This is a genomic window from Actinomycetota bacterium (assembly GCA_030684515.1).
GTDB lineage: Bacteria > Actinomycetota > Actinomycetes > S36-B12 > S36-B12 > UBA11398.
In genome coordinates this window covers 104,054-124,191 of record JAUXVJ010000025.1, presented here as the reverse complement: position 1 = coordinate 124,191, position 20,138 = coordinate 104,054, and the positions used below count along the sequence as shown (strand labels likewise).

Annotated in this window: 21 protein-coding genes; 9 read left to right on the top strand and 12 right to left on the bottom strand. The window is 61.4% G+C overall.

The annotated features are described in order from the left end of the window. Nucleotide 1: 1 nt before the first annotated feature. Genes Q8M73_11665 through Q8M73_11650 form a run of 4 tightly spaced genes read left to right on the top strand, consistent with a single transcriptional unit; the run spans nucleotide 2 to nucleotide 3,157 of the window. Nucleotides 2–412, top strand: a complete 411-nt coding sequence (locus Q8M73_11665; protein MDP2289207.1) for a cytidine deaminase — start codon at nucleotides 2–4, stop codon at nucleotides 410–412. Next, nucleotides 405–1,694, top strand: coding sequence for a thymidine phosphorylase (locus Q8M73_11660; GenBank protein ID MDP2289206.1), 1,290 nt, complete (start codon nucleotides 405–407; stop codon nucleotides 1,692–1,694). Before Q8M73_11665 ends, Q8M73_11660 begins: the two co-directional genes overlap by 8 nt. Nucleotides 1,695–1,751: 57 nt before the next feature. After that, nucleotides 1,752–1,961: a hypothetical protein gene (locus tag Q8M73_11655; protein MDP2289205.1), complete on the top strand. Its 210-nt coding sequence runs from the start codon at nucleotides 1,752–1,754 to the stop codon at nucleotides 1,959–1,961. A gap of 26 nt (nucleotides 1,962–1,987) precedes the next feature. Then, nucleotides 1,988–3,157, top strand: a complete 1,170-nt coding sequence (locus Q8M73_11650; protein ID MDP2289204.1) for an adenosine deaminase — start codon at nucleotides 1,988–1,990, stop codon at nucleotides 3,155–3,157. On the opposite strand, the gene Q8M73_11645 is transcribed toward Q8M73_11650, so the two are convergent. From Q8M73_11645 to Q8M73_11625, 5 genes are read right to left on the bottom strand one after another with little or no spacing between them, the layout of a single operon-like run. Beyond that, a complete protein-coding gene (locus Q8M73_11645) occupies nucleotides 3,126–3,983 on the bottom strand; it encodes an aldehyde dehydrogenase family protein (protein ID MDP2289203.1) in 858 nt (285 codons plus the stop codon). The two genes, Q8M73_11650 and Q8M73_11645, sit on opposite strands and share 32 nt — an antisense overlap. Further along, nucleotides 3,980–5,428, bottom strand: coding sequence for an aldehyde dehydrogenase family protein (locus Q8M73_11640; GenBank protein MDP2289202.1), 1,449 nt, complete (start codon nucleotides 5,426–5,428; stop codon nucleotides 3,980–3,982). Before Q8M73_11640 ends, Q8M73_11645 begins: the two co-directional genes overlap by 4 nt. Nucleotides 5,429–5,440: 12 nt before the next feature. After that, nucleotides 5,441–6,334 (bottom strand): deoxyribose-phosphate aldolase, encoded by an 894-nt coding sequence (gene deoC, locus Q8M73_11635; GenBank protein MDP2289201.1) that lies wholly within the window; start codon nucleotides 6,332–6,334, stop codon nucleotides 5,441–5,443. Nucleotides 6,335–6,392: 58 nt separating this feature from the next. Next, on the bottom strand, nucleotides 6,393–8,054 hold the full coding sequence (locus Q8M73_11630; protein ID MDP2289200.1) for a phospho-sugar mutase: 1,662 nt from the start codon (nucleotides 8,052–8,054) through the stop codon (nucleotides 6,393–6,395). Next, entirely contained in the window at nucleotides 8,051–8,866 is an 816-nt protein-coding gene (locus Q8M73_11625) for a purine-nucleoside phosphorylase (GenBank protein MDP2289199.1), read from the bottom strand. Before Q8M73_11625 ends, Q8M73_11630 begins: the two co-directional genes overlap by 4 nt. Nucleotides 8,867–8,956: 90 nt before the next feature. Between Q8M73_11625 and Q8M73_11620 the strand changes: the two genes are divergently transcribed. Continuing rightward, nucleotides 8,957–9,442 (top strand): hypothetical protein, encoded by a 486-nt coding sequence (locus Q8M73_11620; GenBank protein ID MDP2289198.1) that lies wholly within the window; start codon nucleotides 8,957–8,959, stop codon nucleotides 9,440–9,442. 8 nt (nucleotides 9,443–9,450) lie between these two features. On the opposite strand, the gene Q8M73_11615 is transcribed toward Q8M73_11620, so the two are convergent. The 5 genes from Q8M73_11615 to Q8M73_11595 form a co-directional block, all read right to left on the bottom strand. Then, nucleotides 9,451–10,845 (bottom strand): NAD(P)H-quinone dehydrogenase, encoded by a 1,395-nt coding sequence (locus Q8M73_11615; GenBank protein ID MDP2289197.1) that lies wholly within the window; start codon nucleotides 10,843–10,845, stop codon nucleotides 9,451–9,453. A gap of 33 nt (nucleotides 10,846–10,878) precedes the next feature. Then, the gene (locus Q8M73_11610; protein MDP2289196.1) at nucleotides 10,879–12,633 is read right to left on the bottom strand and encodes a biotin carboxylase N-terminal domain-containing protein; all 1,755 of its coding nucleotides are present in this window, start codon (nucleotides 12,631–12,633) and stop codon (nucleotides 10,879–10,881) included. A 79-nt stretch (nucleotides 12,634–12,712) separates the two neighbouring features. After that, the gene (locus tag Q8M73_11605) at nucleotides 12,713–13,351 is read right to left on the bottom strand and encodes a Maf family protein (GenBank protein MDP2289195.1); all 639 of its coding nucleotides are present in this window, start codon (nucleotides 13,349–13,351) and stop codon (nucleotides 12,713–12,715) included. 3 nt (nucleotides 13,352–13,354) lie between these two features. Next, complete coding sequence (locus tag Q8M73_11600; protein ID MDP2289194.1) at nucleotides 13,355–13,576, bottom strand: acyl-CoA carboxylase subunit epsilon; 222 nt, start codon at nucleotides 13,574–13,576, stop codon at nucleotides 13,355–13,357. Then, the gene (locus Q8M73_11595; protein MDP2289193.1) at nucleotides 13,573–15,165 is read right to left on the bottom strand and encodes an acyl-CoA carboxylase subunit beta; all 1,593 of its coding nucleotides are present in this window, start codon (nucleotides 15,163–15,165) and stop codon (nucleotides 13,573–13,575) included. The genes Q8M73_11600 and Q8M73_11595 overlap by 4 nt, the downstream gene beginning before the upstream one ends. 29 nt (nucleotides 15,166–15,194) lie before the next feature. Here Q8M73_11595 and Q8M73_11590 point away from each other — a divergent pair, with 29 nt between their 5' ends. Next, the gene (locus Q8M73_11590; protein MDP2289192.1) at nucleotides 15,195–15,995 is read left to right on the top strand and encodes a biotin--[acetyl-CoA-carboxylase] ligase; all 801 of its coding nucleotides are present in this window, start codon (nucleotides 15,195–15,197) and stop codon (nucleotides 15,993–15,995) included. A gap of 2 nt (nucleotides 15,996–15,997) precedes the next feature. Further along, nucleotides 15,998–16,513 carry a PH domain-containing protein gene (locus Q8M73_11585; GenBank protein MDP2289191.1) on the top strand — a complete coding sequence of 172 codons (516 nt, stop codon included), beginning with the start codon at nucleotides 15,998–16,000 and terminating at the stop codon, nucleotides 16,511–16,513. A gap of 25 nt (nucleotides 16,514–16,538) precedes the next feature. On the opposite strand, the gene Q8M73_11580 is transcribed toward Q8M73_11585, so the two are convergent. Then, nucleotides 16,539–17,072 (bottom strand): GtrA family protein, encoded by a 534-nt coding sequence (locus Q8M73_11580; protein MDP2289190.1) that lies wholly within the window; start codon nucleotides 17,070–17,072, stop codon nucleotides 16,539–16,541. 66 nt (nucleotides 17,073–17,138) lie between these two features. On the opposite strand from Q8M73_11580, the gene Q8M73_11575 reads away from it, so the two are divergent. Together Q8M73_11575 and purE are read left to right on the top strand one after the other, a co-directional pair. Beyond that, complete coding sequence (locus Q8M73_11575) at nucleotides 17,139–18,296, top strand: 5-(carboxyamino)imidazole ribonucleotide synthase (protein ID MDP2289189.1); 1,158 nt, start codon at nucleotides 17,139–17,141, stop codon at nucleotides 18,294–18,296. Further along, the gene (gene purE / locus Q8M73_11570; GenBank protein MDP2289188.1) at nucleotides 18,289–18,798 is read left to right on the top strand and encodes a 5-(carboxyamino)imidazole ribonucleotide mutase; all 510 of its coding nucleotides are present in this window, start codon (nucleotides 18,289–18,291) and stop codon (nucleotides 18,796–18,798) included. Before Q8M73_11575 ends, purE begins: the two co-directional genes overlap by 8 nt. Here the strand turns inward: purE and Q8M73_11565 are convergent. Further along, a complete protein-coding gene (locus Q8M73_11565) occupies nucleotides 18,795–20,114 on the bottom strand; it encodes a UDP-glucose/GDP-mannose dehydrogenase family protein (GenBank protein ID MDP2289187.1) in 1,320 nt (439 codons plus the stop codon). The two genes, purE and Q8M73_11565, sit on opposite strands and share 4 nt — an antisense overlap. Nucleotides 20,115–20,138: the final 24 nt, after the last annotated feature.

Below are 20,138 nucleotides of genomic sequence, written 5' to 3'. Positions count from 1 at the left end.
CATGGGCGTGGACTGGGAAGGCCTGCACTCGGCCGCTGTGGAGATCATGAGCAAGGCCTATGCGCCCTACTCGCACTTCAAGGTCGGCGTCGCTGGACTCATGGACGATGGACGCATCGTGACTGGCTGCAATGTGGAGAACGCGTCGTACGGCCTGACTCTGTGCGCTGAATGCGGGATGGTGTCCAGCATCCACGCCACGGGTGGCGGATTGCTCACTGCGATCTCATGCGTGGATCAGCATGGCAACGCGCTCATGCCGTGTGGTCGGTGCCGGCAGTTGCTGTGGGAGCACGGCAGTGCAAGCACGCAGATCATGACGCCAGAAGGTGTGCTCACCTTGGCCGAGATCCTGCCTCAAGCCTTTGGCCCATCTGATCTCATTACCCGTTCGGAGGATTCCCATGCTTGAGCCGTTTGCAGCGGTCGATGTCATTCGAGCAAAGCGCGATCGCAATGTGCTCACCGACCCGCAGATCGACTGGGTGATCGACGCCTACGTCCGTGGGGTGGTGGCCGATGAGCAGATGGCAGCGCTGGCCATGGCGATCTTCATCAACGGGATGAATGAGCATGAGACAGTCCGATGGACAACGGCGATGATCGACAGCGGCGAGCGAATGGATTTCACGCATCTTCCGCGTCCCACTGTCGACAAGCATTCAACCGGCGGAGTCGGTGACAAGATCACTTTGCCATTGGTACCCGTTGTAGCTGCATGCGGCGGTGCAGTGCCGCAACTCAGTGGTCGCGGTCTTGGTCACACCGGCGGCACTTTGGACAAACTCGAGTCCATCCCCGGCTGGCGCGCGTTGTTGAGCAACGACGAAATGATGCAGATCCTCACTGAAGTTGGTGGCGTCATCTGTGCGGCAGGCGATGGTCTGGCTCCTGCTGACAAGAAGCTCTACGCACTGCGAGATGTCACGGCGACTGTCGAGAGCATTCCGCTGATTGCCAGCAGCATCATGAGCAAGAAGATTGCTGAAGGCGCCGGTGGGCTTGTCCTTGATGTGAAGACTGGATCAGGGGCCTTCATGAGTCAGCCGGAGTTGGCTCGTGAACTCGCCCAGACCATGGTGCGCATCGGCAATGACTCAGGCTTGCGCACCCGTGCCCTGATCACGGCCATGGATGTTCCGCTGGGATGGGCCATCGGCAACGCACTTGAAGTGCAGGAATCCGTTGACGTGCTGGCCGGCGCAGGCCCCGCCGATGTCATCGAACTCACCTTGACTTTGGCTCGCGAGATGCTGGATCTTGCCGGCATTGATGCGGATCCAGAGAAGACTCTGAAGGACGGCACGGCGATGGATTGCTGGAACCGGATGATCAGGGCGCAGGGCGGGGATCCCACGGCAGCGCTTCCGAAATCGCACGAGAGCCAAGAGGTGTTGGCCACCCAGTCCGGCATCATCACCCACATGGATGCCCTCAGCCTTGGCATCGCAGCCTGGCGCTTGGGTGCGGGTCGAGCGCGCAAGGAGGATCCAGTCTCAGCCGGCGCCGGGATCACCTTGCATGTGAAGCCAGGCGATGCTGTCCAAGCCGGCGATCCGATCCTGACCATGTATGCCGATGACGCAGCCCGCATTCCCCAGGCCTCAGAGGCCCTTCAGGGCGCAATTGAGGTAGGTCCGGCAGATTCAATCGTCAAGCGCCTGCCGCTGATTCTCGAACGCATCACGGGCTGAGGCCAGGAGAGCAGCGACCCGCTAGAGTCGGCTGCAGAATCTCGTCTGGAGGACACTATGAGCACCGAGCACGAAGCAAAGACCTACCCGATTCAGGCCTACGTCTTTGCGACCGTCCTGGCGGCTCTGGTCTTCATGCTGGTGGCGGCCCTCAACGACTACGGCACGGCAGCATTTGCCGCCCCGCTGATCGTCGGCTGGGCCTGGGTCTCGCTGTGGCTGTTCGGCAAGATCGACTCTTCCGAAGATGCGCCCCAAGCCCACTGAGCGCATCTGCGCGGTAGCGTGCTGGCATGGTTGATGCCGGTAGTTTCGCGCCCGTCCCTGCAGATCTGATTGCGCGAGCCCCAAAGGTTCTGCTGCACGATCACCTTGATGGGGGACTTCGTCCTTCAACTGTCATCGAGTTGGCTGCAGATTCCGGATATTCCGAACTCCCGGCGACACAACCAGAAGCACTTGCCTCATGGTTCGCCGATGCTGCGTACTCCGGATCCCTGGAGCGCTACCTGGAGACCTTCAAGCACACTGTTGGCGTCACGCAGACCCAAGCGGCGCTTCGTCGAGTTGCACGCGAATGTGCAATCGATCTCGCTGCCGATGGCGTGGTCTATGCCGAGGTTCGCTACGCACCTGAGTTGCACACTCAGCTTGGGCTCACGCTGCCGAGCATTGTCGAAGCGGTGCTCGCCGGCTTTGCCGAGGGAGAGCGCGAGGCCGCCAAGCTTGGCCAGTCGATCCGGGTTGGTGTGCTGCTCACCGCCATGCGCACCGCAACGCACTCGCGCGAGATTGCCGAGCTCTCGGTTGCCTTCCGCGACCGCGGGGTCGTGGGATTCGATATTGCTGGTGCGGAGGCTGGCTTTCCGCCCACTCGACATCTGGATGCATTTGAATACCTGCGGCGAGAGAACGCGCACTTCACCATCCACGCCGGCGAGGCCTTTGGGCTACCGAGCATCTGGGAAGCCATCCAATGGTGCGGCGCCGATCGCCTTGGACATGGAGTACGGATCGTTGATGACATCACCATCGAGGCCGACGGCGAGGTCACTCTTGGTCGACTTGCTGCATACGTCCGCGATCGACGCATTCCCCTTGAGATGTGCCCGAGTTCCAATGTGCAGACTGCGGCCGCGCCGTCGATTGCAGAGCACCCCATTGGCCTGCTGCGCAGACTGGGCTTTCGGGTCACCGTCAATACTGACAACCGCCTGATGTCAGGCACTTCGATGACACATGAGATGCAACTGCTCTGCGATGCCTTCCATTACGGCCTGGATGACTTGCAGTGGTTCACCGTCAATGCCATGAAGAGCGCGTTTCTGCCCTTCGACGAGCGACTTCAGATTATCAACGAGCAGATCAAGCCTGCCTACGCAGAACTGCGCGCAGTGCTTGCCGATCGCCTGATCAACGGCCAGTCCAGCCTTACAGGCCCATTGGGTGCCACACAGTCTTGATCTCCAGGAAGGCGATCATCTGCTGCAGGCTCGGAGTCTGGTCAGCTGGCGTACTAGTGCGCAGCACCCGCTTCAATGTGCCGGCCGCCTCCCGCTCAAGCTCAACGGCGAGTTCGGCGTCCGCCACTCCGCTGAGGTCAAGTGCGTTGACGTCAGCGTGACTGGCAAGCCAAGGCAGAATCTCAGCCCCGCTGCCGGTCAGGATGTTCACTGCTCCAGCGGGTACGTCGCTGCTGTCCAGCACCTCGGCCATGGTGATGGCCGCAATCGGCCGAGTCTCACTGGCAACGATGATCGCCGAATTACCGCTGACGATGATCGGCGCCAGCACATTGACCAATCCGAGCAGCGCTGGAGTTGACGGAGCAGCGGCAACCACGACACCGGTCGGCTCGGGGATGGAGAAGTTGAAGTACGGCCCGGCCACTGGATTTGCGGTGCCGACAACCTGGGTCAGCTTGTCGGCCCAACCGGCGTACCAGACCATTCGGTCGATGGCCTGCTCAACTTCAAGTCGAGCCTTCTTGGCTGAACCTCCACCGAGCAACTGAAGCTCGTCGGCGAACTGCGCGCTTCGACCTTCCATCACCTCAGCGATGCGATACATGACCTGGCCGCGGTTGTACGCAGTTGCTGATGACCAGGAGTGGAAACCTTTGCGTGCCGCCAGAACAGCGTCGCGCGCGTCCTTGCGGCTCGCCTTGGCCATATTGGTCACGAACTCGCCATCGGCTGCGTTGACTTCAAATACTCGTCCGGACTCGCTCCGGGGGAACTGCCCGCCGACATAGAGCTTGTAGGTCTTTCGCACTTCGAGTCGACTCATGCGCTGACTCCTTTCGCATGATCCTGCAAGTAGGGAGCAAGCCCATGCACCCCGCCTTCGCGACCGAAGCCGGACTCCTTGTAGCCACCAAAGGGGCTGGCCGGGTCAAAGCGATTGAAGGTATTGGCCCACACGACACCCGCGCGCAGGCGGTTGGCCATCCACAGGATCCGGCTTCCCTTCTCAGTCCAGATGCCCGCGCTGAGCCCATATGGAGTGTTGTTCGCCTTCTCGAGTGCTTCCTCGGGTGTGCGGAAGGTCAGGACCGACAACACGGGGCCGAAGATCTCATCTCGTGCAATGCGGTGTGCTTGCGTGACATTGGTGAAGATGGTGGGCGCGAACCAGAAGCCTGCTTCGGGGATTGCACATTCGGCGGTCCACCGCTCGGCGCCCTCGGCATCTCCGACCGCTGTCAGTTCTGTGATGCGGTCCAGTTGCCGGCGTGAGTTGATGGCTCCGATATCGGTGTTCTTATCCAGTGGATCACCCAGACGCAAAGTCGCCAGCCGACGCTTCAGGGCATGAATGACCTCGTCGGCAACTGACTCCTGCACCAGAAGCCGACTGCCTGCGCAGCACACCTGACCTTGGTTGAAGAAGATGCCATTGACGATGCCCTCGATGGCCTCGTCCATGGCCGCATCCTCAAAAACGATGTTGGCAGCCTTACCGCCGAGCTCCAGACTCAGGCCTTTACCGCTGCCGGCGAGCGCTCGTTGGATGGAGCGACCAACGTTGGTGCTGCCGGTGAAGGCAACCTTGTTCACATCGGGATGCTCCACAAGCAGTCGACCGGTTTCGCCGGCTCCAGTGACGATGTTGACCACGCCAGGTGGCAGATCTGCCTGCTGGCAGATCTCAGCGAACAGCAGTGCCGTCAGTGATGTGGTCTCGGCTGGCTTCAAGACCACGGTGTTGCCGGCTGCCAGAGCTGGTGCGATCTTCCAGGCCAGCATGAGCAGCGGAAAGTTCCAGGGGATGACCTGACCCACGACACCAAGGGCCTTGGGCTCGGTGCCGAGCCCGGCGTACTCCAACTTGTCTGCCCAGCCCGCGTAATAGAAGAAATGGGCCGCCACCAGGGGCACGTCGACATCGCGGGACTCACGAATGGGCTTGCCGTTGTCGAGAGATTCAAGTACCGCAAGCTCACGAGCACGCTCTTGAATGATGCGGGCAATGCGGAACAGGTACTTGGCTCGTTCGCGGCCCGACATCCGTGACCAGACCTTGCTGTAGGCCGTGCGCGCCGCCTTCACCGCTGCCTGGACGTCAGCCTCGTCTGCCTCCGTCACCATCGAGAGCACTTCTTCAGTGGCGGGATTGATCGTCTCGAAGGTCTTTGCTCCATCGACGAACTCACCGTTGATGAACAGTCCGTAACTCGGGGCGATGCTCACGATCGACCGCGACTCGGGGGCCGGTGCGTACTCAAATGCCATGGGTCCTGGTCCTTAATCGATCGTGACGTAGTCGGGGCCGGAGTAGTGGCCGGTGCTCATGCGTTGGCGCTGCTGGAGCAGATCGTTGAGCAAAGTGGACGCGCCGAATCGGAACAGATCCGGATTCAGCCAGTCCTCGCCGAGAGTCTCGTTGACCAGCACCAGGTACTTGATTGCGTCCTTGCTCGTGCGGATCCCGCCCGCTGGCTTCATGCCGATTCGGCGACCAGTGATCTCGAAGTAATCGCGAATGGCTTCCAGCATCACCAGGGTGACTGGCAAGGTCGCTGCAGGTGTGACCTTGCCAGTTGAGGTCTTGATGAAGTCGGCACCGGCGAGCATCGCCAGCCAGCTGGCGCGGCGAACATTGTCCAGAGTCTGCAGTTCACCGGTTTCGAGAATCACCTTCAGGTGAGCGGCACCGCAGACCTGCTTCACAGCTTTGATCTGATCGAAGACCATCGCGAGATCGCCCTCGAGAAATGCTCCACGATCAATGACCATGTCAATCTCGTCAGCGCCGGCGGCAACCGCGTGCTGGGTATCGGCGAGTTTCACATCGAGTTCAGCCCGGCCACTTGGGAATGCAGTGGCAACTGCTGCCACGTGCAGGGTGCTGCCGACCTCAGCGCGTGCGGTTGCAACCATGTCGCCGTACACGCACACCGCAGCCACATGCGGCACTGACGGGTCAAGCGGGTCGGGGTGCTTGGCCTTGGCGCATAGCGCGCGGACCTTGCCAGCGGTATCCATGCCTTCCAAGGTCGTGAGGTCGACCATGCTGATGGCGGTGTCAATGGCCCAGCTCTTTGCAGTGGTCTTGATCGAGCGAGTGCCGAGCATGGCAATACGACTATGCGCGCCAACTTCATCCACCCCGGGCAGGCCAAGGACGAGACTGCGCATTGCTGCAGGGGACTGTGCTGCCTCGTCGAGGTCATGAGCGGTCAGCCGAGGCACGATCTCACCCTAGCCATGTGCGCGCGTCCGCGGCGATCCTGGACAGGGCGGCTCCGGCAGCCTCGCGGGCCGCGCGGACGTCACCGCCTTGCACCCGCTCCACGACTTGCAGGTAGCACTTGACCTTGGGCTCAGTGCCGCTTGGGCGCACGATCACCCGCCCGCCATCGTCCAGGTTGAAGCGCAGGCCATCGGTCGGCGGCAATCCATCGGTGGGCAGCTCGAGGTCATCAACACCGATCACCGTGAAGCCACCGATAGAAGTAGGCGGATTGCTTCTCAACGCCTGCATTGACTTGGTGATCTGTGCCGGATCGTTCACTCGCACTGACACCTGCGAGGTGGCATAGACGCCGTGCTCAAGGGCCAACTGATCAAGGAGGCCTTGAATGGTCTGGCCCTTGGCCTTGATGCTCGCCGCCATTTCGGCGAACAGCAGTGCTGCGGTGATGCCGTCCTTGTCGCGCACATTGGCCGGGTCCACGCAGTAGCCGAGCGCTTCTTCATAGCCATAGGCCAGATTGGGCACTCGGCTTATCCATTTGAAGCCGGTCAGAGTCTGGTCGTAGTCCACTCCAGCTGACTTGGCAATGGCTTCCAGCATCGAGCCGGAGACCAGCGACTGGGCCAGTGTTCCGCGAGCGCCGCGTTGCAGCATCCACCAACCAAGCAGCCAGCCCACTTCATCGCCACTGAGCATGCGCCAAGCAGAGTCGCCTGTATCGGGGATGCCGATGGCGCAGCGGTCGGCATCGGGATCGCTGGCGATGATGAGATCAACTGCCTGCTCGCGAGCCAATGCCAATGCCAGATCCATCGCGCCTGGCTCTTCGGGATTGGGAAATGCAACGGTTGGGAAGTCTGCGTCGGGCTGGAATTGCTCGGGTACCGGTATCACTGGCGGAAAACCGGCTCGTGCGAAGACTCGTTCAAGCAGCACTCCGCCCACACCATGCATTGCGGTGTACACAGCACGAACATTGCGATGATGCGAATCAGCGACGAGCGCCGTTGCAGTGTCGATGTATGCCTCGACCACCTGTTCGTCCAAGGTGAGCCACTCGGCATCAGGATCGTCTTGTGCCAGATGGCGCAGCTCGACTTCTCGATCAATCTCCGCACTGATCTCGGCATCAACTGGCGCCACGATCTGAGATCCGTCGCCGAGGTAGACCTTGATGCCATTGTCGCGAGGCGGATTGTGGCTGGCCGTGACCATGACGCCGGCCGCGCACCCGAGCCATCGAATGGCAAATGCGAGCACAGGAGTGGGCAAGGCTCGCGGCAGCACCATGACACTGAGCCCTGACTGGGTCAGCACTGACGCCAGATCATGTGCGAAATCAGCTGATCGGTGGCGGGCATCGTGACCGATGACAACTGAGCCCCCGCCATGCGCTCGCAGGTAGCGGGCCAAACCAGCAGCCGTTTGTCGAACAACCACGCGATTCATCCGATTGGGCCCGGGCCCTAGGGCACCACGGATACCGGCAGTGCCAAAGCTCAATCGCGTTGCGAAGGCATTGTCAAGCGCTGCCAGAGCTTGGTGGGAGCCGGCCTGCGCGGTGGCGATGAGGGTGGCCAATTCGGCCTGAGTCTGCGGATCAGGATCATTGTCGAGCCAGTCCTGAGCCGCACCAAGAGTCCGGCCCAGATCGTGGGTCACCCCAACTCCCGAACAACTTGGCCCAGCAGGACTCCCATTGAGGTTGAGGCTGCTTTGCCGGCCGCCAGCACCTCTTCATGATTGAGCGCTTCACCGCTCATTCCCGCGGCGAGGTTGGTGACCAAGGAGATCCCGAGAATCTCCATACCAAGTGACCGAGCCACGATTGCCTCAAGTGCCGTGCTCATGCCGACCAGGGTTCCACCCATGGCTCGCAACATGCCGATTTCAGCGGGAGTCTCATACATGGGTCCGCGGAACTGCCCGTAGATTCCTTCGGGCAGGGTTGGATCAATGGCCTTGCAGATCTCGCGCAGTCGGCTGCTGTAGAGATCGGTGAGGTCCACAAAGTGCGCACCGTGCAGTGGTGAGGTGCCGGTGAAGTTGATGTGATCCTTGATCAGCACCGGAGTGCCCGGTTGCCAGCTGGGATCCAGCCCGCCGCAGCCATTGGTCAGCACGATGGTGCGGCAGCCGGCAGCAGCGGCAGTTCGCACACCGTGCGTCACAGCGTCAACGCCCCGCTCCTCGTACAGATGCGTGCGCCCGAAGAACACCAGGACGCGAACACCGTCAGCATCAACGCTGCGCACCCGGCCGGCATGACCGGCAACAACTGGAGAGGTGAAGTGCGGCAGCGCAGTCATCGCGACCTCGGCCACCGTTGTGCCCAAGGCATCCCCTGCCGACACCCACCCGGATCCCAGCACAATGGCAACATCGTGTTGGGGTACACCGGTGAGTTCAATCAGCACTTCAGCGGCCTGCGCCGCACGATCCTGGGCCTCAATGGTGCTTGGATGATCGGTCACCCGTGTCAATCTACCGGCGCAGTAGGTGCTTGGTCACGAACCGACGGCAAATCCATCGCATCGAAGGTGCACACGCTCTAGAGTCCGCAGATGACTTGTCCCAACGGCCATGAGGCTCCCTACGCGTCAGCCTTTTGCCCAGCTTGCGGTGCGGCAATGCCGAATGCTGGGCATCAGCAATATCCGACGGCAACTCCTCAGGCCAGCGCGGCACCTCTTCCGGTTCCAACGACCTGGCCGGCGGCTGGGGTTGCGGCACCGAATCAAGGTTCGTATCCCGTCGCGCCCGGCAATTACCTGCCCGCACAGGTGGGCGGGAGCATCGCGCCACGCAATATGTATCTGATAGCGGCCATCATCAACTGGGTGGTGCTTGGCTTCATCATCTTGGTGACTCTTGGATTCGGGATCATCTGTGCGGCCTGGTTCATCCCGATGACCATTCAGATGCACAAGGGCGTGCGAAGCCCCTACAAACACACTTCGCTTGGCGTGTGCGCGCTGCTCTTCTGCAACCTCGTCTCGGGAATTCTCATACTCGCCGACGACAGTGGAAAGCCGCCGAAGCCGCTATAGGCGCGAGGTCATTCAGACGTCACGTGCAGATGCCGCGCCGCCTCAGCAATTGAGCCAGAAAGGCTCGGATAGACGGTGAAGGCGCCTGCCAGCTCATCAACGGTAAGCCGCTGATTGATCGCCACAGTGAGCACATGAATCAGCTCACTGGCGTTGGCGCCCACCACAACTGCTCCGGCGATGAGTCGCGAGCCGCGTCGGCACAGGATCTTCACGAAGCCGTCGTGCTGCTCCTGCATCTTGGCTCGGGCATTGGCAGTGATCGGCAAAATCACGACATCGCCTCGGAAGTTGCCGTCGTCGAGATCTTTCTGGGTGAGTCCGACCGTGGCGATCTCTGGATCGGTGAACACTGTGCTTGATACAAGATGCCGGTCCAGTGGTTGCACTGCGTCTCCGAGTGCATGCCACATGGCGATGCGACCTTGCATGGCCGCAACGGATGCCAGCATCAGCACTCCGGTGCAGTCGCCTGCGGCGTAGATGCCACGCGTTGACGTGCGCGATACACGGTCAACGCGAATGAAGCCGTTGGTATTGATCTCCACTCCAGCACCTGCGAGCCCGAGCATTTCGGTGTTGGGGATCGAGCCAACTGCCATCAGTACATGCGAACCTTCAACCAAGCGACCGTCCTGGAGTTCGACGATGACGCCGTCGCCTTCTCTTCGCACTGCCACGGCTCGTGCTCGGGAAATGACCTCAAGGCCGCGTCGAGCCCAGACTTCTTCGAGCACCGCCGCGGCATCTGAATCCTCGCCGGGCAGCACGCGGTCACGTGATGAGATCAGCACGACGCTGCTGCCAAGCCCGTGATAAGCGCTGGCGAACTCTGCACCGGTGACTCCAGATCCGACAACGATGAGTCGTGGCGGAACTTCAGGCAGGCTGTAGATCTGCTCCCAGTTCAATATGCGCTCGCCGTCGGGCATCGCGTCGGCCAATTGCCGCGGGCGGGCTCCGGTGGCGATCAAGATGGTGTCCGCGCGGTAGGTGTACTCGCCACCCTCAGAAGTCTCCACGAGCACTGAATTTGCGCCATTGAGTCGACCCCTGCCGCGGACCAGGCGCACACCTGCGCGTTCCAGACTCAGTCGGATGTCCTGGCTCTGTGAGTTCGCCAGCGCTATGACTCGCTCGTTGACGGTTGCCAGATTCACGCTGAGCAGATGAGCTGCGGCCTCCTGGCCATCCAGCAGCACTCCGAGCCCGCTGGATTCAGCAGTGGTCATCATGACGTTGGCCGTGGCGATCAAGGTCTTGCTCGGCACGCAGTCAGTCAGGACTGCCGAGCCGCCGATGCCATCGCTGTCGACCAGCGTGACATCTGCGCCAAGCTGCCGGGCCACCAGCGCAGCCTCATAGCCGCCGGGGCCGCCTCCGATGATTACGACCGCTGTCACGTTGCATTCCCTTTCGTTGGCAGCGGCGGGCGGCTATTCGCCCTTGATCTCCAGCAGGACGGTGCCATTCGGAACGGTGGCGCCTGCCTCGGCAGTGAGGTTGGTGATGACGCCAGCCTTGTGGGCGTTCAACGGCTGTTCCATCTTCATGGCCTCCAGCACGATGAGCAGGTCGCCAATGGCAACTTTCTGACCCTCAGTGACCTCGACCTTGACCACAGTGCCCTGCATCGGCGCGACGAGTGCATCGCCGTCGGCAACCGCAGTTGCCTTCTTGCCGCTGGACCTTGGTGCCTTGCTGGACTTCGAGCCGCCGCCGATGACACCGTCGCCAGGAAGGCTGACTTCAAGCCGCTTGCCATTGACCTCAACGACCAGGTTCTGTCGGGCATCAACAGCTGCCAGTCCACCGCTGAATCCCGCATAGGACTGGATCTTGTTGTCAAAGTCCTCATCGATCCAGCGGGTGTGGACAGTGAAGGTCGCCTCTGGATCGGCCGGAGCGAAGTGGGTGTCACGCACCACTTCCCGGTGGAAGGTCAATGCTGTGGCGATGCCTTCAATGACGAACTCATCAAGGGCGCGACGTGCACGCTCAAGGGCCTGAGTGCGGTCCTTGCCCGTGACAATGAGCTTGCCGATCAGCGAGTCGAAGTTGCCGCCGATGACATCGCCGAGGCGAGCACCGGTGTCCAGGCGAATCCCGGGACCACTGGGTGGACGCCACACGATGAGCTCACCTGGACCGGGGAGGAATCCGCGACCTGGATCCTCACCATTGATGCGGAACTCAATGGAGTGGCCGCGCAGCTCTGGGTCTGGATAGTCGATGGCGCCACCGTCAGCGATGCGGAACTGCTCGCGGACCAGGTCGATGCCGGACACCTCTTCAGAAACCGGGTGTTCAACCTGCAATCGGGTGTTGACCTCGAGGAAGGAGATTGTGCCGTCCTGGCCGATGAGGAACTCACAGGTACCGGCGTTGACGTAGCCCGCCTCTTTGAGAATGGCCTTGGACGACTCGTACAGGGTGGCGATCTGCGCTTCGGTGAGGAAGGGCGCTGGCGCTTCCTCGACCAGCTTCTGGTGACGACGCTGAAGTGAGCAGTCGCGCGTGGAGATGACCACCACATTGCCGTGCATGTCGGCCAGGCATTGGGTCTCGACGTGACGAGGCTTGTCCAGGTAGCGCTCCACGAAGCACTCTCCGCGGCCAAAGGCTGCGGTGGCTTCGCGCACTGCTGACTCGAACAGTTCAGGGATCTCATTGAGCTTGTAGGCAACCTTCAAGCCACGGCCACCACCGCCGAAGGCAGCCTTGATGGCAACTGGCAGGCCGAACTCCTTGGCGAAGGCCACAATCTCTTTGGCGCTCTCCACTGGCTCAGCCGTACCGGGAACCTGTGGTGCGCCAGCCTTCTGCGCGATGTGCCGGGCCGAGACCTTGTCGCCAAGGGAGCGGATTGCGGCGGGTGGTGGGCCGATCCATGTGAGGCCGGCGTCAATGACGGCTTGGGCGAAGTCGGCATTCTCGGACAGGAAGCCATAGCCAGGGTGCACAGCGTCGGCGCCGGAGTCAGCGCAGGCCTTGAGGATCTTGTCGAACACGAGGTAGGACTCACCTGCGGTCTCGCCACCGAGGTTGTACGCCTCGTCGGCCATGCGAACATGCATCGCGTTGCGGTCAGGCTCGGCGTAGACAGCGACCGAGGTCAGCCCGGCGTCCTTGCAGGCGCGAATGACGCGGACAGCAATCTCGCCCCGGTTTGCAATCAGTACTTTGCGCACTTCGTTGGCCTCTTCCTCGCGTGTATGCAGATGGCACTGTATCGACCAGAGGGCGCTGAATGCTCACCGCCCACGGCCGTCAGTCTTGGGTCTGGCCTTCTTGCTGGAGTCCGACCCAGAGGTCGGTCCAGGTCACTTCGAACTGTTGCAGTAGTAGGCGCAGCAGGGGGAGCGAAAGGCCAACAACATTTGAAGGATCCCCGTTGATCTTTTCGATGAATGCGCCACCCAGGGCATCCAGGGTGAAGCCACCGGCAACCTGCAGTGGTTCGCCGGTGGCGATGTAGGCCTCGATCTCGATCGCCGTTGGCCTGGCGTGGAAGACCTCGCTGCTGGCGACTTCGCCGAGCTCTTGGCCGGTACTGGGAGCGATGAGCCAATGACCGGTGCGCAGGAAGCCACTGCGCCCGGCCATCTGCTGCCAGCGAGCTCGAGCAGCGTCTGCGTCGCCGGGTTTTCCGTAGGCAATGCCGTCGACGTCCAGCACTGAGTCGCAACCCAGCACGATGACGTCATCGGCTGCTGAGAACTGCTGAGCGACATCGCGGGCCTTGGCTCGGGCCAGCGCCAGGCACAGATCGATCGGTGCAATGGGGGCCAGCGACTCAGCCAGCGCTTCCTCGTCAACTGAGCTCACCCTGATCTCTGCAGAGACGCCAGCATTGGTCAGCAGCATCCGGCGGGCGGGGGAGGCTGAGGCCAGTACGAGTGAGGTCACGCCTTACTGAGGCATCGTCGAGGCGCGCCAAGCTGTGGGGCTTGGACGTGGCGTGCTGTGGATGCCTCGGCTGTAGTCATTCCAAAGCGAGACCCGTGGCTCGGGTTCGGCCTCGGGAGTGGCGCTGGCCACGATCGCCAGAATCGCAGCGAGCTCTTCCTCTGTGGGATTGCCGCTGATGACACGCAACACCGGGCGCTTGGGCTCGGCATGCTCCGAGCTCACAGCGGGATGTTTCCGTGCTTGCGAGGAGCGCGGTTGGCGCGCTTGTTTCGCAGATTGCGCAGTGCGCGGATGATGACCACTCGGGTGTCGTGTGGCTGAATCACGCGGTCGACGTAGCCGCGCTCTGCAGCGCGGTACGGGTTGGCAAGGGTTTCCTTGTACTCCTCGATCAACTCCGCACGCTTGGCAACTGGATCGGTGGCTTCGGCCAGCTCCTTGCGGTACAGGATGTTGGCCGCGCCCTCGGCGCCCATCACGGCGATCTCTGCCGTGGGCCAGGCCAGGTTGATGTCGGAGCCCAGGTGCTTGCTGGACATCACGATGTAGGCACCGCCATAGGCCTTGCGCGTGATCACGCAGATCATCGGGACAGTGGCCTCGGCATAGGCGTAGATGAGCTTGGCGCCGCGACGAATGATGCCGTCCCATTCCTGATGGGTGCCGGGCAGGAATCCGGGGGTGTCAGTGAAGGTGATGATCGGGATGTTGAAGGCATCGCAGGTGCGGATGAAGCGAGCCGCCTTCTCTGAAGCGTCGATGTCAAGGGTGCCAGCGAACTGCATTGGTTGATTGGCCACGATGCCAACGCTGTGTCCTTCGACGCGACCAAAGCCGACCACGATGTTCGGTGCCCAGAGCGCCTGGACTTCAAGGAAGTCGCCATCATCCAAGACGTGTCCGATGACCCGGTGCATGTCGTAGGGCTGGTTGGGTGAATCGGGAACGAGCGAGTCGAGCTCGTAGTCGTCCTCGTTGAGTTCCAGGCTCACATCAGTGTCGAAGATCGGAGCTTCCTCGAGGTTGTTGCTGGGCAGGAAGCCGAGCAGTGCGCGCAGGTATTCAATGGCTTCTTCTTCAGTCGGGGCCATGTGGTGGGCTACACCGGATTTGGTGTTGTGGGTCTGGGCGCCGCCAAGTGCCTCCATCGCCACTTCTTCACCCGTCACGGTCTTGATGACATCGGGGCCTGTGATGAACATGTACGAGGTCTTCTCGACCATGATCGTGAAGTCAGTGATCGCAGGGGAGTAGACGGCGCCGCCGGCGCTTGGACCCATGATCATCGAGATCTGTGGAATCACGCCGGATGCTGCCACGTTGCGCTTGAAGATCTCGCCGTACATGGCCAGCGACGCCACGCCTTCTTGAATACGCGCACCGCCGGAGTCGTTCATGCCGATGACGGGGCAGCCGGTCTTCAGGGCAAGGTCCATCACCTTGACGATCTTCTCGCCGACGAGTTCGCCAAGTGAGCCACCGAAGGTGGAGAAGTCCTGAGCAAAGACGCAGACCGGGCGGCCATCAACTGTGCCGTAGCCGGTGATGACGGCATCGCCGAGCGGTCGCGAGTTCTCTTGACCGAAGTCATGTGATCGGTGGCGGGTGAGCGAGTCGACCTGCTGGAAGGAGTGCTCGTCGAGCAGGAGCTCGATGCGCTCCATGGCCGACAGCTTTCCGCGGCCATGCTGCTTGGTGACGGCCTCCTGCTGGCGGCGGGTGGTTTCGGCCTCGTAGTCAGCCAGTACCGCTCCCTTGCCTGCGGTGGTGTGACTGTCGATGCTCTTCGGATCCTTCGCTGCGGCGCTCATCGGCCCTCCTCGCGCGTTACCTTAGTGGCGTGACCGATCAGGATGCGCGAACTGCCCTGGACCTGCCCACTGTGATTGCCGAGCTTCAGGCTCGTGCCTGGCCGGGCCCGATTCCCACCATTGTGGATACCACAGAGTCGACCAACAGCGATGTTGCGCTCCTTGCTACGGCCGGTGCGCCAGAGGGCTCGTGCGTCGTGGCGGAGTACCAGTCCGCTGGGCGCGGGCGACTGGATCGGCAGTGGGTCAGTCCGCACTCCGCTGGCCTTTGGCTGTCGGTGCTGGTGCGGCCCTCCGACATGCCAAGAGCAAGCTGGAACTGGTTGCCGCTGCTGGCCGGACTTGCAACGGCACGAGCCATCCGCGCAGTGACGGGCGTCATGGCCGAAGTGAAATGGCCAAATGACCTCGTGGTTGTGGATCACAGTTCACGCAAGCTCGGTGGAATCCTGAGCGAGGTGCACGGAGATGACGCAGTCGTGGTGGGCATCGGACTCAATGTGTCGACTGCCAAGGCTGAACTGCCGATTGCCGCGGCAACGTCGGTGAGCTTGGAGGGAGGCAGTGCCAATCGTGAGGCCTTGTTCGCTGCGGTGCTCGCCGGCTTCTCAGAATGCCTGGAGCGTTGGCGCTTGGACGATCCAGAATTGAAAGTGGAGTACCGAGCGCTGTGCGCCTCCATTGGGCGTGTGGTTGAAGCGACGATGCCGGATTCGGTCATTGTGCGGGGTCTGGTGCTTGATGTCGACAATGACGGACACTTGCTCGTCGATGACGGCACCACAACGGTGATGGTCACCACTGGCGACGTAATTCATGCAACGATCTGACCGTGACGTATCCGGCAAAGCTTCTGGCACCAGGTGAATCAATTGTCTATGAACTCCGCCCGCATTGGCGAGGGCTCATCATTCCCGTCTTCTCTTTCCTTGTTGAAGTCTTCATTCTGACTGCGTTGTTCGTGTGGTCAGATGTCTCGTGGTTCCGATGGGCACTGGGTGCCTTGTTCGTGATTCTTGTTGTGTGGCGTTCCTTGATCCCGTTCCTGCGATGGATCACAACCGAGTACGTCTTCACAGATCGCCGGATCATCGTGCGGCAGGGCCTGCTGACAAAAGAGGGCCGCGATATGCCGCTGGCCAAGACGAACAACATCACCTTTCGTCAGAGCATTCTGGGTCGGATGCTCAACTACGGGGATCTGGATATCGATTCAGCCAACGCCGATGGCAGTTTGATCATCAAGGACGTCACCAACGTCGAAGAGATTCAGCGTGACGTCTATCGGCTGCAGGAAGAGGACGATGCGCGCCGCCGACGTGGTGGCGGCGAATCAGGTCTCTCTTGAGCGAGGCGTAGTTCTCTGGCCGAAGCTAAATGAGGCTGGCAGCGTCGCGCTCGGCAAGTTCCTGATCACCCGGTTGGTTCGGCACGGCAGGGAATACCCATTTGCGGTAGCTCCAGAAGCGGAACAAGGTGCCAAGTCCCAGGCCGATGACGTTGGCACTGAGGTTGTCGGCCAAGGCGCTGGTCAAGCCCAAGACGTAGTGGCTGATGTAGAGGCATCCGATGGCGATGGTCATTGCCACGCCATTGAGCAGGAAGAACAGGGGCAGTTCGCGCCCCATATGCGTGCGCCCGCGGTGTCGGAAAGTCCAGTACCGATTGCCGAAATACGCGACCAGAGTGGCGACACAGACACTGACGATCTTCGCGCTGATGGGCCGGTCATACATCGGACCCTGGCCACCGGCAAAACGCAGGTAGTTGAACAGCCCGATATCGACAACAAGTGCAGTAAGTCCGACGAGACCAAATTTTGCAACCTCGCGGTACAGAGCGCGGAATTGATCGCGAAGACCAAGAGCAGCGCGCACCACAAAGGGCCGCTGATCGGTCGAAGGCATTAAGGCAGCATACCGAGTCAATTTGATCGTGAATCTGCATTCATCGGCGCCCGGTAGATTGGGTCAGTGACGCAAGCAGATGGTGCCCCAACGGTCGGGATGATTGGCGGCGGCCAACTTGCGCGCATGACTGCCGAAGCAGCCACCGCCTTGGGAGTCGGCTTCCGGGTGCTGGCTGCAACTCCTCAGGATCCAGCCGCCCAAGTCGTGCACGACGTGCGCTTCGGTGCGCACGATGACCCGGCTGCCGTCCTGGAGTTCGCCGAGGGCTGTGATGTCATCACCTTCGATCATGAACACGTGCCGACAGCGATTCTGGACGCACTGGTGGCCAGAGGGATTGCGGTGCGACCCGGTCCAAGGGCACTAGCCCACGCCCAGGACAAATTGCACATGCGGACCGCACTGACGGCAATCAATGTTCCGTGCCCGCCCTGGTCGAAGGCGGCATCGCCTGCAGATGTGGCGCATTTTGCCCAGGGGCATGGCTGGCCCGTCGTCCTGAAGACCTCTCGTGGTGGCTACGACGGCCGCGGGGTCTGGGTCGTGCACAACGTCGATGAGGCCAGCGCAGTCATGGCAACTCCATTGGCGCCGGACTCCTCTTGGCTGGTTGAGCAATTCGTGCCCTTCACGCGTGAGCTGTCAGCGCAGGTCGCTCGATCCCCACATGGGCAGGCTGTGGCCTACCCGGTTGTCCAGACCACGCAGATCAATGGCATTTGCGCGGAGGTGGTGGCCCCCGCTGTAGAACTCAGTGAAGAGCTGGCACTGCAAGCCCAGGACATCGCATTGCGGATCGCTCGCGACCTGGACGTCGTAGGGATGTTGGCAGTTGAGCTCTTTGAGACCCCTGATGGGCTTGTCGTCAATGAGCTGGCAATGCGCCCGCACAACTCCGGGCACTGGACCATTGACGGCGCAGTCACCAGCCAGTTCGAGAATCACCTTCGCGCGGTGCTCGACCTGCCGCTTGGAGATCCAGCCGGGCGCGCGCCATTTGCGGTGATGGTCAATATTCTGGGAGGCACGGTCGGGGGCTTGTACTCGGCCTATCGCCATGTATTTGCTCGCGATCCTGAGCTGAAGGTGCACCTGTACGGCAAAGAAGTTCGCCCGGGTCGCAAGGTCGGGCACGTGACCGTGCTCGGCGATGACGCCGAGTCATTGCTGAACCGCGGGCGACATGCAGCAGACTACTTCTCGGGCGTTATCAATGAATGAAGGAGAGACCGTGGCAGATCAGCCGTTGGTAGGCATCTGCATGGGCAGTGACTCGGACTGGCCAACGATGCAGGCCGCCGCCGATGCGCTCGATGAGTTCAATGTGTCCTACGAAGTCAACGTCGTCTCAGCTCATCGCATGCCGCACGAAATGGTGGAGTACGGAGCCACTGCGAACACGCGTGGCCTTCGCGTCATCATCGCTGGCGCCGGCGGCGCTGCGCATCTGCCCGGAATGCTCGCTGCACTGACGCCCATCCCGGTCATCGGTGTGCCGGTGGCCGTTGGCTCTCTTGATGGCATGGACTCGCTGCTGTCCATTGTGCAGATGCCAGCCGGAGTCCCGGTGGCAACAGTGGCGATCGGCAATGCCCGCAATGCCGGACTGCTTGCTGTTCGCATGCTTGGCATCGCCGATCCAGACCTGATGGCCTCGATGGTGGACTTTCAGCGTGAGCTCAATGCCTTGGCCAAGAGCAAGGGTCAGAAGATCAAGCGCTAGGCGTTCGGTCGTCCCAGTGCTCGATAGGTGAAGCCGGCGTTGCGCCAGGTATCGGGGTCAAGAATGTTGCGTCCGTCGATGAGGTGACGCTCGCGTACGACTGTAGCCACCGTCGCTGGATTCAGCTCGCGATACTCAGCCCATTCGGTGCCATGCAGAATGAGATCTGCACCTGCCAAGGCCGTGAGCACATCTGTTTCGTAGGTCATATTTGGATACACCTTGGCTGCATTGGGCAGTGCCTTGGGATCGTGCACCACCACGCGCGCCCCGGAATTGCTCATCGCCACCGCGACATCCAGCGAAGGGGAGTCGCGGACATCGTCACTGTTGGGCTTGAAAGCTGCACCGAGCACGGTCACGGCCTTGCCCGTGAAGCTGCCGCCCAGGGTTGCCCGAGCCATATCCACGACATGCGAACGTCTGCGCAAATTGATCTGATCGACTTCGCGCAGGAAGGTCAACGCTTCCTCGGCTCCGATTTCTCCTGCTCGGGCCATGAACGCGCGGATGTCCTTGGGCAAGCACCCACCGCCGAAGCCCAGGCCGGCCGACAGAAAGCGATTGCCGATGCGCGGGTCGTAACCGATCGCCTCGGCAAGCTGCAATACGTCGGCACCAGCCGCCTCGCATACTTCGGCCATTGCATTGATGAAAGAAATCTTGGTGGCAAGGAAGGAGTTCGCGGCGACCTTCACCAGTTCTGCTGTCGGGAAGTCCGTGACCAGAAATGGCGTGCCGATTGCGATCAGTGGTGCGTACACCTCGCGGAGTCGATCTTCGGCTTGCTGGCTGCGCACTCCGACAACCAGCCGGTCGGGAGTGAGCGTGTCTTCAACGGCAAAGCCTTCGCGCAGGAACTCGGGGTTCCAGGCAAGCTCGACTTCTGATGCAGCGATCGCCTTCAAGCGATCAGCGATCAATGCTGCGGTCCCGACCGGGACAGTGGACTTGCCCACCACCAAAGCGTCGGGGCGAAGATGTGGCGCAAGAGCTTCAATCGACCCCATCACCTGCGAGAGATCAGCGCGCTGCGCGCCGGCCAGTTGTGGGGTGCCCACGCAGATGAAATGGATGTCTGCGAAGTTGGCGGCGTCGGCAATTGACGTCGTGAAATTCAGGCGTCCGGCCTTGATATTGCGCTGGAGTACTTCGTCCAGCCCGGGCTCATAGAACGGGACATGACCGCCCTGCAGGATCGATACCTTGACGGGGTCAACATCCACACCAATGACCTCGAAGCCCAATTCGGCCATACACGCAGCGTGGGTTGCACCCAAGTAGCCGGTGCCGATGACGGACAGTCGCAAGGTCATGCCGCAAGGCTACCGACGCACCTC